Annotated in this window: 9 protein-coding genes and 1 pseudogene; 5 read left to right on the top strand and 5 right to left on the bottom strand. The window is 74.1% G+C overall.

All coding sequences use genetic code 11. From position 1 onward, the window contains the following. The first annotated feature begins 74 nt into the window (after positions 1-74). The 4 genes from ACTWP5_RS01000 to ACTWP5_RS00985 all read left to right on the top strand — a co-directional run bounded on the left by ACTWP5_RS01000 (position 75) and on the right by ACTWP5_RS00985 (position 5,819). Entirely contained in the window at positions 75-1,019 is a 945-nt protein-coding gene (locus ACTWP5_RS01000; RefSeq protein WP_443218700.1) for a helix-turn-helix transcriptional regulator, read from the top strand. Between the two features lie 130 nt (positions 1,020-1,149). Beyond that, on the top strand, positions 1,150-1,992 hold the full coding sequence (locus tag ACTWP5_RS00995; protein WP_443218699.1) for a hypothetical protein: 843 nt from the start codon (positions 1,150-1,152) through the stop codon (positions 1,990-1,992). 305 nt (positions 1,993-2,297) lie between these two features. After that, positions 2,298-4,226 (top strand): calcineurin-like phosphoesterase C-terminal domain-containing protein, encoded by a 1,929-nt coding sequence (locus tag ACTWP5_RS00990; RefSeq protein WP_443218698.1) that lies wholly within the window; start codon positions 2,298-2,300, stop codon positions 4,224-4,226. Between the two features lie 288 nt (positions 4,227-4,514). Beyond that, positions 4,515-5,819, top strand: a complete 1,305-nt coding sequence (locus ACTWP5_RS00985; protein ID WP_443218697.1) for a PP2C family protein-serine/threonine phosphatase — start codon at positions 4,515-4,517, stop codon at positions 5,817-5,819. A 45-nt stretch (positions 5,820-5,864) separates the two neighbouring features. Here ACTWP5_RS00985 and ACTWP5_RS00980 read toward each other — a convergent pair whose 3' ends face one another. From ACTWP5_RS00980 to ACTWP5_RS00970, 3 genes and pseudogenes are all read right to left on the bottom strand, one after another. Then, positions 5,865-6,743 carry a GNAT family N-acetyltransferase gene (locus ACTWP5_RS00980; RefSeq protein WP_443218696.1) on the bottom strand — a complete coding sequence of 293 codons (879 nt, stop codon included), beginning with the start codon at positions 6,741-6,743 and terminating at the stop codon, positions 5,865-5,867. 42 nt (positions 6,744-6,785) lie between these two features. Beyond that, entirely contained in the window at positions 6,786-8,093 is a 1,308-nt protein-coding gene (locus ACTWP5_RS00975; protein WP_443218695.1) for a serine/threonine-protein kinase, read from the bottom strand. A 112-nt stretch (positions 8,094-8,205) separates the two neighbouring features. After that, positions 8,206-8,661 (bottom strand): annotated as a pseudogene (locus tag ACTWP5_RS00970) (DUF5995 family protein); the annotation flags it as partial. Between the two features lie 256 nt (positions 8,662-8,917). On the opposite strand from ACTWP5_RS00970, the gene ACTWP5_RS00965 reads away from it, so the two are divergent. Continuing rightward, positions 8,918-11,452, top strand: a complete 2,535-nt coding sequence (locus ACTWP5_RS00965; protein WP_443218694.1) for a protein kinase domain-containing protein — start codon at positions 8,918-8,920, stop codon at positions 11,450-11,452. 87 nt (positions 11,453-11,539) lie between these two features. Here the strand turns inward: ACTWP5_RS00965 and ACTWP5_RS00960 are convergent, their stop codons facing one another. Next, positions 11,540-12,448 (bottom strand): NAD-dependent epimerase/dehydratase family protein, encoded by a 909-nt coding sequence (locus ACTWP5_RS00960; RefSeq protein WP_443218693.1) that lies wholly within the window; start codon positions 12,446-12,448, stop codon positions 11,540-11,542. A 68-nt stretch (positions 12,449-12,516) separates the two neighbouring features. Further along, entirely contained in the window at positions 12,517-13,362 is an 846-nt protein-coding gene (locus ACTWP5_RS00955) for a class I fructose-bisphosphate aldolase (protein WP_443218692.1), read from the bottom strand. Positions 13,363-13,369 lie beyond the last annotated feature (7 nt).

The raw sequence follows: 13,369 nt of genomic DNA, 5'->3' as shown, positions 1-13,369 counted from the left end.
CAGCACCCCCTTCAGCCGACGGAGTCCCAGTCCTGGTACCGCGAGTACCAGGGCGGATCGGGGACCATGGACACGTGGACCACGACCTGAAGACCGCGCCGAACACCGACGGCACCGACGGCACCGACGGCACGGCGGACGGCGGCACCGGCTCGGGCGGGGCCCAGGCCGCGGCAGCCGTCGACGGGATCGGTGACGACCAGCGCGCCCTCGGGCGCTACCTCAGCGTGCGCCGCTCGCGCGTCGCCCCGGAGCACGTCGGGCTCGCCGGCGGCGGGCGCCGCCGGGTGCGGGGCCTGCGCCGCGAGGAGCTGGCCCAACTCGCCGGCATCAGCGTGGACTACTACGTCCGCCTCGAACAGGGCCGCGCCACCCAGCCGTCCCCCGAGGTGCTCGACGCGCTCGCCAGCGCCCTCCGCCTCGACGCGGCCGAGCGCGCGCACCTCACCACCCTGGCGACCCACACCTCGACCCGCCGCAGCCTCGTGCCGCAGGCCAGGGTCAGCCCCGCCCTGCGCCGGATCCTCGACGCGATGGCGCACCTGCCGGCCTTCGCGACCGACCACCGTCTCGACGTCGTCGCGTGGAACCGTCTCGGCGGTGAACTCGTCGGCGGCCTGGACGATCCGGGCCGCCGCGACCCGAACAACGCCCGCTACCTGTTCCTCGACCCCGCCTCCCGGCTCCTCCACCCCGAGTGGGAGGACCGGGCGCGTGAGGCCGTCGGACAGCTCCGGGTCTCCACCGGGCGCTACCCCGCCGACGCCGAACTGGCCGCCCTCATCACCGAACTGTCCGAGCGCAGCTCCGACTTCCGCCGCATCTGGGCCACCGGCGAGGTCGTGATGTGCACGGCGGGCCGCAAACGCCTGCGCCACCCGACCGCGGGCCTCCTCACCCTCGACTACGAGACCCTCCACGTGCCGGCGACCCCGGGCGTGACCGGCCTCGTCCTCCACGTGCACACCGCCGAGGCCGGCAGCCCGGACGCCGTCGCCCTGGCGCGGCTCGTGAGCTGAGCGGGGCCGTCCTCGACCCCTCACGGGCGGGCGGCGGAGCCGTCGGCGCGCCCACACGCTGCCCGCGGACCCGTCGACGCCGCCCGGGTGGGGAGGGAACAATGGCGGGAGTCGACGAGCGGGGGAGAGCGTGGGCGGCGAGCAGCTTCCGGGTGCGGGGTCCGAGAGCGGCGGCTTCGTCGCGCTGCCGGCGGGCGGGGACCGCACGCCCGACGTCCGGGGCAACGGCCGGGCGCCCGTCAGCGCCGGGCCGTCGTCCTCTCCCGCCGCCCCGATCCACCAGCCCGGCGGCTTCCCCACCGACAGTTCCCGGCCCAACCGGCAGGGGTGTTGGGACAGGCTGGGCCCCGCCACGCGCGGCAGGCTCCGGGAGATGGCCGGCGGCGTGATCGACTGGTGGGCCCGGCTGGAGGAGGACGACGACGAGCGCCCCACGGCCTTCGTCTTCGGGCCTGACGGCCTGTGCAAGGCCAGCCCCACGACGCGCGACGGCCGGCCCGTGTACCTGGTGGAGCGTCTCCGGCTGGACGCCGGAGCGATGCGGCGGCGGACGTTCACCACCGGGACGACGACGTCCACGGTCCGGTCGCGGGTCGCCTCCCGCCTGCTCGGTGGCACCCCGACCGAACCCGCGCCGTCCGGCGCGTCCGAGACCTCCGACGCGTCCGCGAATCCGCTGGACCTGAGCGACCACGCGCGCGGCGTCCTCGGGAACTTCCCCGCCGAGGTGCAGGACTTCCTCCAACGTCCCTTCCTGGGCGACGACCGGCGCGTCGTGGCGGACTACTACTACGAGGAGTCCGTCGAGATGGCGAGCCAGCGGCTGTTCGCCGTCTTCTGCCTGTCCGCCGACCGGAACGTGACGCTGGCCACGGGCACCCGCACGCTGCCCCGTGGCAGGTCTCTGAGGAACGCGCGGTGGGAGATCGAGTGCTACCACTCCGTTGTCCGGACTCCGTCCCGGCCCCGGTGAGATGAGCGGGCCGTAGCCCGTCTCCCGCCGCGGGCCCGGAACGCCGCGCGCCCCGAGCCCTCCGAGCGCCGCTCGGACGCCCGACGGCGAATCCGTTGCAGACGCACAGAGCGGCACCGCGCTCTCACGGCCGGCGAGGACGCGCCGCCGCCCGCTCCCTACCGGCGAGTCGTTGAGACCGCCAACAACGTGGGGTCATGCGCCGTTCTTCCGCAGAGCGGCCGTTGTTCAGAAACGTCCCGAAGGATCTCTCCGCGCACCCACGGCACCGACGCCGTTCCACCACGATCCACGGAGAGAGGCCCATGGTGTTGAATCACCCGGCGCGTCAGCGCGGCAGAGTCCGCCTCGGGTTGACCGCCGCGACCGTTCTCGCCCTCGCGGGCTCGGCCGCGTCCGCCATCCCCGCCACCGCGAACACCCCTGCGAACGCGCCTGCGAACGCCGCGAACGCCGCCGCCGACCGCTCGGAGCGGGACCGTTCCTGGAACGAGACGGCCTACCGCGGGCAGGTCCAGGTCATCAGGAGCGACGACGGCCCGGCCGACCCCACCACCCTCACCGGCACGGTCTTCGTCGACCGCGACCGCGACAGCGTGCAGGACCGCCGCGAGCGCGGCCTGGCCGGCGTCACCGTCTCCAACGGCCGGGACGTCGTGACCACCGACCGCCAGGGCCGCTACGAGCTCCCCGTCTACGACAACATGACGGCGTTCGTGACCCAGCCGGCCGGCTACCAGGTCCCGGTCGACGACGCGAACATCCCGCAGTTCCACTACAACCACCTCCCCGAGGGCTCCCCCGAGCTGCGCTACGGCGGCATCGCCCCCACCGGGCCGCTGCCGGACGCCGTGAACTTCCCCGTCGTGCGCAGCGGCGAGACCGACGCCCGCGCGCAGGAGTGCGTGATCGCCGGTGACCTCCAGCCCTACGACACGACCGAGGTCGAGTACGCCCGCCTCGGCGCGATCAGCGACCTCTCGCGGCGCGACGGCTACGAGGGCTGCGGCAGCCTCTTCGTCGGCGACATCGTCGGCGACGACCTCTCCCTCTACGACGACGTGCGCGGCCTGACGAGCGTCCTCAACGGTCCCGCCCGCATGCTGCCGGGCAACCACGACCTCGACTTCGACGCCCCGAACGCCGAGCACTCCTTCGACACCTTCCGCGCCCAGCTCGCCCCGGCGTACTACTCCTACGACGTCGGCAACGTGCACGTGGTGGCGCTGAACACCGTTCGCTACCCGTGCACCGGGGACGTCGACAACGCCGACGGCACCCACCCCGAGTGCGCCACCAGCACCCGCCGCTACAACGGCTGGATCGACGAGGAGCAGATGGCCTGGCTGGAGCGCGACCTCGCCAGGACCGACGACGACAGCCTCGTCGTGCTCGCCAGCCACATCAGCCTGCTCAACTGGGCCGACCAGGGCAGCAGGACCCACCAGGTCGACCAGGTCCAGCGCGTCCACGAGCTGCTCGAGGGCCGCGAGGCCGTCGCCGTCTCCGGCCACAGCCACTCGATCGAGAACATGCGGACCGGCGACGCGATGGAGGGCTGGCGTGAGCTGTGGGGCGTCGAGGGGCTGCCCTTCCCGCACATCACCGCGGGCGCCATCTCCGGCGACTGGTACTCCGGCGAGATGACCGAGAACGGCTACCCCACCGCCCTCGGGCGCGACGGCGGCCGGCCGGGCGTCCTGACGCTCGACGTGCGCGGCAACGACTTCCGCGAGCGGTACACGGTCACGGGTGAGAGCGACCGCGTGCAGACGCAGCTCGCCCTGAACAGCCCGACGTACCGGGAGTGGTACGAGGCGCGCCGCGCCTGGAACGCGGACCCGCAGGGCGCGGCGCCCGAGCCGGGCGACCCGCTGGTGATCGACCGGGACGACCTGGCCGGCGACACCTGGCTGACCACCAACTTCTTCATCGGCTCCACCGGCTCCACGGTCGAGGTCTCCCTCGACGGCCGCCCCTCCCAGCCCGCCACCCGCACGCAGGAGATGCGCGGCGAGGCGCCGAGGATCGGCGCCGAGTGGTCGGACCCGTACGCCGCCACCCAGCAGCTGGTCCACGGCGGCAGCGTCGCGGACCGCAGCATGCACCTGTGGCGCTTCGAGCTCCCGGCGACCCTCACCGAGGGCGAGCACCGGGCGCGGGTGCGGGCCACCGACGCCTACGGCCGGACCTTCACCGACACGATCACCTTCGAGGTGGTGGAGCAGCGCTGACGGCTGCTTGACACGGCGGGGGGTACGGCACCGGCGCGGGCCGGGGCCGTACCCCCCGCCGCCGTCGCCACGTTCCCACCGGGTGGTCTCACCGGGTGGCCTCGCCGGGTGTGACATGCCGCTGTTGGCGTAATGGTCCGGCCAGGCCCGTCGGCTGCGCCACTCTGTGCGCGATGACCACGGTCGTGTCGGGCAGGCGTTCGAACAGCGTGAGAAGCGGACCGGCCTCGCGGGCTGGTGCCTCCCCGTCGTCAGGTCACACGAGGCACGGAACGAGAGGTCGCGGCTATGACACCGGGCGAACGGCGGCCCGACAAGGACGAGCACACGGTCGACCGGTCGGAGGGGTTCGGGGAACGGCTGCTGGGGGTGCTGCTGGACCGGGCCCACGAGATGCCGCCGCAGCTGATCGCTCCGCTGATCGCGGAGGAGGTGGCCAGGGTCGGCGGCCGTGACGTGTCGATCCTTCTCCAGGACTACGCGCAGTTGCTCCTGGTGCCGCTGTCCGGCAGAGGACTGGTCGTCGGCGAGCCCGAGCACATCGGCGACTCCCACGCCGGCACCGCCTTCCTGCGGGGGGCCACGGTCGAGGTGCCGGAGGCCGGCGGCGTCCGGATGTACCTGCCGTTGCTGGACGGCAGCGACCAGGTGGGAGTGATGGTCCTCACCCTGGACACCGTCGACGACGACGACCGGCGGCTCCTGCGCAGGCTCGCCGGCCTGGTCGCCGACATGCTGGTCACCAAGCACAGCTACACCGACCAGTTCTTCCTCGCCCGACGCCGCGAACCGATGAGCGTCGCCGCCGAGATCCAGTGGTCCCTGCTGCCGCCGTTGGCGATGACCGTGCCGCAGGTCTCGGTGGCCGGAATCCTCGAACCCGCCTACAACATCGCCGGTGACAGCTTCGACTACGCCCTCAACGACGACATCCTGCACGTGGCGATGCTCGACGCGATGGGCCACGGCCTGGACGCCGCCACGATGGCGACGGTCGCCGTCGGCGCCTACCGGCACGCCAGACGCGCCAGCATCGACCTGGCCGAGATCTACGCGCTCATGGACCGGGCCATCGCCGAGCAGTTCGGGCCCGACCACTTCGTCACGGCGCAGATGATGCGCCTGGACATCACGACGGGCCAGCTCCAGTGGGTCAACGCGGGGCATCCCGCACCGCTGCTGATCCGCGACAACCGCGTCATCCGCCACCTGGAGAGCCCCACCACCCTGCCGGTCGGCTTCGGCGGTGAACAGCCACGGATCAGCGAGCAGACACTCAGAACCGGCGACCGGCTGCTGTGTTTCACCGACGGCGTGATCGAGGAGCACGAAGCCCACGGCGTGCAGTTCGGCGAGGAACAACTCGTCCGCTGCGTCAACCGCGTCGGGGAAACGGGAGGAAGGGCGCGGGAGGTGGTGCGCTGGCTCTCCCACACCCTGAAGCAGGCACGGGGCGGAAGCACCAGCGACGACGCGACCCTCTTCCTCATCGAGTGGCGCGGCGCCGCCGCGGACCACCTCGCCCTCCTGGACGAGGAGGCCGACGGGGACGGGGACGGGGCGGGTAGAGCCTGGGGCGCACGCGTACGGTGACGGCGGACGGCCGACAGGACTCCTCGCGGCGTCAGGCGACAGGCGTCAGGCGTTCCGGCGCCGGTCCCGGACCTCCGCGAGGCGCTGGAAGCCGGCCGACTCGTAGGTGGCGACGCCGCCCACGTTGGAGCTCGGGGTGCAGACGACCGCGCTCGACGAGCCCAGCTCCCGCAGCGCCGCCGCTGCGGCGACGGTGATCGCGCGGCCGTAACCGTGGCCGCGATGGTCCCGGTGCACGCCCAGCGGCTCGATCAGGCCGGGCCTGCCCGGACCGGCCGACCACACCGTCACCATCGCCACCGCCGCGTCCCGCTCGTCGTACGCGAGCAGGCACCGGGCGTCGGCGTACAGCGGGCCCGCCGCCATCGCCCGCCAGTGGCCCTCCGTGAACGTCGACCCGTCGAACACCGCCCGCTGCACGGCGACCCGCGCGGGCACGTGCTCGGGACCGACCACCTCGATCCGCAGGCCGGGCTCCGCCGCCGGCGCCGCCACCGGCTCCGTGAGGTCGCGGCGCAGCGGCGTCCACGGCTCGTCGATCTCCCAGCCCGCCTCGCCCAGCAGGTCCTGGACGAGCGCGTCCATGGGCGCCTCGACGCACGCCTTCCCCGCCGGCAGGACGCCGCGCTCCGGCTCCGTCAGATCCTCGACCAGCCGCCGCGCCAGCTCCTCGTCCCCTCGGGCGTCGGGGGCGATCGTCAGCCGCACCAGGCCCGGACCGTCCAGCAGCCCGACGGCGAGGATCCGCCCGTCCCGGCTCCACCTCCGGACGGCCGCGGCCGTCGCCGCCGCGCCGAACCGCTCGAACCAGCCCACGTCCCCCGGGTGCAGGTGCACCGACGGCCCGTCGTGCTGCCACTCCCCCAGCGCGCCCACGGCCTCGCGCAAACCGTCGACGCCCGGCGTGTCCACCATGACTGCCATCCTTCGATGACACACCACCACGACGCCGGCCCGCACCCGGTTTTACGGCCTGGCGCCCTGCCGGCGGGTGCGGACGTCGCGGTGGACGTACGTGGCGGTGGCCAGCGCCGTCACCAGGTGGAAGAGCCACGTGCCGTGGGTGGGCGTCCAGTCCTGGGTGATGTAGTAGGGCGGGTTGGCGGTGGCCTGCCACCCGAGGCACAGCACGGCGAGGACCGCTCCGCCGTAGCCCGTCAGCCGCGCCCCGGGCCGGGAGCCCGGGACGAGCGTCGCGAGGGCCACGAGGACCGTGGCCACCCCGACGGCGGTTCCGAGGGAGGTGAGGGCTCCCCAGACCCGGTCCGGCGTCACGTCGTCCCGCTGGAGAACGTTGGCGATCGGCCGGCCGAACGACCGGATGACGGACTCGGTCAGCCCGTCGGCCCGGTATCCGGGCAGGAACAGGGTGATCGCGTACAGCAGCAGGAGCACCGCCGGCGGGGCCAGCCGTCGCCACTCCCGCCCGCGCGCCGTGGGCGTGACGCGTCGGGTCGCCGTGGGGGTGGCGCGTCGGGTCGCCGTGGGGGTGGCGCGTCGCGTCGCCGTGGGCCGGGCGGGCGCCCGCAGCAGGGCGGCGCACTCGGCGGCGGTGGGCCGCTGCTCGGGATGGGCCGAGGTCATCCGGGTGAGCAGGGACAGCAGAGGCTCCCGGAGGGAGGACCGCACCTCGGGCAGGAGCTGCGCGGCGGGCAGACGGTGGCCCGTCAGCTTCTCCACGAGGACGACGCCCAGCGCGTAGACGTCGGAGGCGGGCGTGGCGGCGCGGCCCTGGAGCTGTTCGGGGGCCATGTAGGCGGGCGTGCCGAGGAACCTCCCCGTGGTGGTGGCGTTCCGGGTGAGGGACGCGTCGTCGCGGGCAATGCCGAAGTCCATCAGCACGGTGCGCCCGTCGGCGCAGATCATGACGTTGGCGGGCTTGACGTCCCGGTGGACGATCCGCGCCGCGTGGACGTGCGCGAGCACGTCCGCCAGGCACGCCCCGGTCTCCTCGACCGAGTCCACGTGGGCGAACTCCCAGGTGACGCCGTCCAGCAGCTCCATCACGAGATAGGGCAGGGGCCGGCCGTCGTGGTCGACCGTGCCGGCGTCATGGACGGTGACGATGCCGCCGTGGCGCAGCGAGGCGAGCGTCCGGGCCTCGCGGGCGAACCGCTCGGCCGCCTCCGGGTACTCCGTGACGCCGGTGACGAACTTGACGGCGACCCGCCGGCCGAGGGTCCGGTCCTCCGCCTCCCAGACCTCGCCCAGCCCGCCCCGGCCGAGGACCCGTTCCACGCGGTAGCGGTCGCCGACGGCCATGCCCTGGTGCACCCGATCCCCCTGGGAGTGAGCCGAGTCGATGTGCTGGTCAATCTAGACCAGACCATGACAGCACCGTCGGCGACTGCGGTGTCGCGCCCCGCCCCTGGTCACTCCGGGGTGGTCACTCCGGGGGCGGGACGACCGGGGTCAGCAGGAGCGTGCCGGCCACGCCCGTGTTCTGGGCGAGGGTGGCGGTGGCGGCGGGGTAGGTGAGGGGGTTCGCGCGCTGGGGCCACAGCGTCTGGACCGTGCCCCAGGCGGTGGTGCGCGCGGTCTCGATGCCGAAGCTGCTGACGATGTGCTTGAGCGGCTCGGCGCCCTCGGTGGGGACGCGCAGCAGCCGCGGCTCGAACTCGGCGCGGACCTCGGCCTCGGCGCTGGCGAGGAGGTCGTTGACCTTCTGGTAGTCCTCGTGGACGGGCGGGGTGTCGGGGGTGGTGTCGCGTTCGGCGCAGGTGTCGATGACGGACAGCGCCAGGTCGTGGTTGATGTGCGCGTTCATGCCGGCCAGGGCGAACTGGATCGGCCAGACGACGCGGTGGGAGCGGGCGGCGAACAGCGGTCGCCAGGCGGCGTTGACCGGGCGGCCGGTGGCGTGGACCGCTCACGGAGTACAACGAGCGCCCCGGGGGGAGGGGCACGTACGTTCCGGTGACGCGGCGCGGCGCGTTGACGGGACGGGGCGGGGCGGGCCCGGGCAGCCGCCTGGTCCCGGTCGGTCAACTCCCCTGTGGGAACTTTGCCGTTACCGAACCGGGAACGTATGTTCCTCGCCAGTTCCCTGCGATGACGCAGGATCGGGCAGTCCCGGACGACGGCAGAGAGGCGACGCGGTGAGCGAGGGAGACGCGACGGGGGCAGGCCCGCTCAGGCCCGACGATCCGGCGGAGGTCGGCCCCTACCGGCTCCTGGGTCGCCTCGGCACCGGCCGTCTCGGGGTGACCTACCTCGCGCGGTCCGCCGAGGGCCGGGCCGTGGCGCTGAGGGTGGTGGAGGAACGGCTGGCGCGTGACGCCGCGTTCCGCGCCCGGCTCGGGGAGACGGTCGAGGCCGCCCGCCGCGTCGAGCCCGGCCCGCTCCTCGTCCCGTTCGTGGACGCGAACACGGGCGGCGCGGACGCCGCCGACGGCGACGGCGGCGACGCGGGGGCGCCGCTCTGGCTGGCGACCGCGTACGTCGAAGCGCCCTCCCTGGCACGGCTGGTGGCGGAACGCGGCCCGCTGCCGGCCGAGGCCGCGCGCGAGACGGCCACGGCCCTGGCGACAGCGCTGGCGACGCTCCACGACGCGGGCCTCACGCACGGCGCGCTGACGCCGTCCGCCGTGCTGATGACCGAGGACGGGCCGCGCCTGGTGGACTTCGGCCTCGCGCACGTGCCGCGGCCGGAGTCCGCGAGCCTCGGCGACCCGCTCCTCGGCGACCCCGACTACCTCAGCCCCGAACGGCTCCTCGGCCTCCCGGAGACCGAGGCGTCGGACGTCTGCACGCTCGGCGCGGTGCTCCACTTCGCGGCGGTGGGCCGCCCGCCCTACGAGCTGGGCGACCTCGGCGGCACGGGCTCCGCGTACCAGCGGGCCGTGGCGACCCAGCGCATCGTGCACGAGAGGCCGGACCACGCGGCGGTGCCGGACCCGGCGTTGCGCGCGCTGATCGCCGCGTGCACGGACAGGAACCCGACGGCCCGGCCGTCCGCCGCGGGGCTGCCGCGGCTGCTCGAACAGCCGGTGCCGGCCGCGCCGCCGCCGCCGGCCCCGCCGCCGGGGCATCCGCCGGTGAGCGCGACGGCGCGGGCCGCCACCGTCACGGCGCCCGCCGTGGGCCCGCCGCCGGCCGCGCCGCCCCCGTTTCCCGCCGGTCCGGGGGGTCCGCCTCCGGGAGCGAAGCCGCGTGCCGTCGGGGGAGGCCGCAGGACCGGGCTCGCCGTCCTGGCCGGCGTCCTCTGCCTCGCACTGGTCGTGGTCGCGGTCGTCCTCGTCTCGCAGGGCTCGGACTCCGACCCGTCCGCCTCGCCGTCGGGAGACTCCACGACGGACGGCCAGGGCGGCGGCGTCGCCCCCAACGGGAAGCTCGGCTTCACCTGGGGCCTGACCGCGACCGACGCGGCCAGGGCGGTCGGCGGGGACGACTCCTACGCCCGTTTCGTCGGGGTGTGGCGGACCGACAGCAGCGTCGTGCTCGGCACGTCCGAGGGAATGACCGCACACGACCCCGCGACGGGCGAGGTCCTGTGGTCCTGGCAGCCGCCGGACGACGGGCTCGTGTGCAGCATGAGCCACCGCACGTCCGAGGACGTCGGCGCGTTCACCTACGGCGTGTTCAACTCGGAGGTGGGTGGCATCGAGCAGTGCCACCAGCTCCAGACGATCGCGCTGGACTCGGGCGAGGCCGTGTGGGACAGCCCGGTCAGCCTGACGGGAGAGGGAGCCACGGGCTTTCCCAACCTGACCGGCGGCTACGCGCTCTCCATCGGCGACGGCGTCGTCAGCGCGGCCTACGCGGGCCCGGCGACCACCGCCGACCACGGCACCACCGACCTCGTCGCCGTCGACGCGGAAACGGGCGAGGTGCGGTGGACGACCGACCTCGGCGGCGAGGCGATGCCCGACGGATGCCGGCTCAGCGGCTTCGCGCAGGCCCTGGCCGACGTGGTCTACGCCGTCGCGAACTGCGAGGACGACGCGGCGCCCCAGCTGCTGGCGTTCGACGACCCCACCTCGGCCGAGCCCCAGCGGATCCCGGCGGGCCTGACCGGCTGCGCGCCCATGAGCAACGACCTGGTCACCGGGCTGATGACCGCGGGCCAGGACCACCTGGTGGTCGGCTGCCAGTGGAACGAGAGCGCCTCGTCCGCGCTCTACGCCTACACCCCGGGCGTGGGCCTGCCGATGCTGGTGGACATGACCGGCGTCTCCGCCGACGCGCTGAACGACGAGTTCAACCCCTCCCACACCCCCGGGAACCTGCTGGTCGACGGGGGGACCCTCTACGTGCCCCACGGAGAGGAGGTCGTCACCGGCGGCGGGCCGAGCGACGGCGTCGTCGCGATCGACCTGACCACGGGGCAGCAGCTGTGGAGCTACACGCACGACGGCTCGACGTCGACGACGCTGTTGACGGCCACCGACTCGGGCGTCGAGATCATCGCGGAGAGGGACGGGGCGCCGCCGTCCCTGTACCTCGTCAACGAGGAGGGGCCGTTGGAGGGGACCCCTCTGAAGGAGCAGGCCGACGCCCTGCTCAGCGGCACGAGCGCACCGCTCGGGGTGCACACGGGGGAGCATCTGGCCATCGCGTTCCCCGACGCGTTCTCGGACGACGATCCGATGCTCGGCGTGATGCCGTCGGCGGCGCGGGACGAGGAGCGGTAGCGCGGTGGCGGGGTGAGGCCGCCGCCGGACCGGCCGTGGGGCGGCCCTCACCCGGTGACCGGTGAGGGCCGCCGCCGGTCTCCCGCGTCACGCGGTGTGGTGGAGGATCCAGTCGGTGGCGGAGGTGTGGGTGGGTCGCCAGTCGAGGTCGGTTCTGGCGGCCTGGCCGCGGACGCGGCTGTTGGATCCGAGGGCGTAGACGGCTGGTTCGTAGCCCCACTCGGCGATCGCCGTCTCGATGTCCCAGGGCTGGGGTGGGGGGAGCCGCAGGGCGGTGGCGATGGCCTCGGTGAGGGCGCGGAAGCTGGCCTCGCCGTTCTCGACGAAGTAGAACGCGCCGGGCGGGGCGCCCTCCAGGGCGCGCAGGTAGAGGTCGCACACGTCGGTCAGGTGGACGGTGGACCAGACGTTCTCGCCCGGCCCGACGTGCCGGACGGTCCCGGTATTGCGGGCGGTGGCGACCAGGCGGGGGATCTGCACGCTGTCGGGGTGCACGCCGGTGCCGGTGCCGTAGATCAGGCTGTTGCACAGGACGACCGACCGCACGCCGCGGGTCGCGGCGGCCATGACCGCGCGGTCGATGGCGACGCGGGGGGCCTTGTCGGGCGCGGGCCGCCACGGGCCGTCCTCGGCGATGTCCGCCTCGCGGTAGACCTCGTCGCTGGCCTCGCCGTTGGAGGCCTCGCCGACGATGCTGGAGCCGCTGGTGTGCAGGAGTGGCTTGCCGGAGTCGGCCAGGGCCTGGGTGAACGCGGCGACGGCGGCGGCGTGGTCGCTGTCGGCGGCGTTGACGACGGCGTCGGCCGCGCGGGCCTCCTCGGCCAGCAGCGCGGTGTCGTCGAGCGAGCCGAGGACCGGCTCGACGCCCTGGGTCCGGAGCGTGTCGACCGCGGCGGCCGAGCGGGTCAGGCCCCGGACGTGGTGACCGGAGGCGACCAGCCGGGTGGCCAGCGAGCCGCCGATGAAGCCGGTGGCACCGGTGAGGAAGATGCGCATGAACGGTTGTTTCCTTCGGGTCGAACAGAGGTTGAGCAGGGGGCGAGCAGGTGAACGGTGGGGCGGCGTCAGCGGGAGGCCGCCGCGTGCAGGTCCGCCAGCGCCGCCTCCGGGGTCGCCCCGGGGTCGTGCACGAGCGACATGAGGGCGCGGATCATCGCGCGCGGCCGGGGGTGGTGGACGATGTTCCTGCCGTAGACGATGCCGGCCGCGCCCTGGCGCATGAGTTCCGCGGTGCGGGCCAGCACCTCCTCGTCGGGCGCCCGGCCGCCGCCGCGTACGAGGACGGGGACGCCCGTCGCCACCTCGACGACCTGGTGGAAGTCGGCGGGGTCGGCGCAGGGGTCGGCCTTGATGACGTCGGCGCCCAGCTCGGCGGCCTGGCGCACCAGGCTGGTGATCCTGGCGAGGTCGCCGTCCACCAGGTACCCGCCCCGGGAGTTCGGCGCCATGACGAGGGGTTCGACCATCAGCGGCATTCCGACGCGCTCGCAGTCGCGCCTGAGGGAGGCGACGTTGCGTACGCACTGGTGGTGGAGCTCCGGCTGGTCGGGCAGGAGCAGCAGGTTGACGACGACGCAGACCGCGTCCGCCGCCAGCGCGGTCTCCACGACCCCGTCGACGAGCTGCGAGAACAGGTGGCGGGGCAGGCTCGTGCCGTAGACGTTCGAGGTGTCGCCGCGCAACGCCAGCGCCGGGCGGCCACGGCCGCGCAGGCCGTCGAGGTGCCGGGCCATGCCCGGCGTGAGCTGGATGACGTCGGGTTCGGCCTCGGCGACGAGGCGCACGGTCGCGCGCATGTTCTCGATGCCGCCGAGGAACGAGACCTCGTTGACCATGCCGTGGTCGACGGCGACGTTCAGGCAGTGGCCGCTGGCGTTGAACATGCGGTCAAGGCGGGGGTTGCTGGGCACGGGCTCG

The sequence above is a fragment of the Streptomyces sp. 4N509B genome, assembly GCF_052245655.1.
Classification (GTDB): domain Bacteria; phylum Actinomycetota; class Actinomycetes; order Streptomycetales; family Streptomycetaceae; genus Streptomyces.
The sequence above is the reverse complement of the archived record's forward strand: the minus strand, read 5'-3'. Positions and strand labels throughout refer to the sequence as shown.

What these genes read in the sequence shown, in the direction of transcription:
- ACTWP5_RS00990 (WP_443218698.1), top strand. Translation starts at nt 2,298, where the DNA reads ATGGTGTTGAATCACCCGGCGCGTCAGCGCGGCAGAGTCCGCCTCGGG.
- ACTWP5_RS00985 (WP_443218697.1), top strand. Translation starts at nt 4,515, where the DNA reads ATGACACCGGGCGAACGGCGGCCCGACAAGGACGAGCACACGGTCGAC.
- ACTWP5_RS00980 (WP_443218696.1), bottom strand. Translation starts at nt 6,743, where the DNA reads ATGGCAGTCATGGTGGACACGCCGGGCGTCGACGGTTTGCGCGAGGCC.
- ACTWP5_RS00960 (WP_443218693.1), bottom strand. Translation starts at nt 12,448, where the DNA reads ATGCGCATCTTCCTCACCGGTGCCACCGGCTTCATCGGCGGCTCGCTG.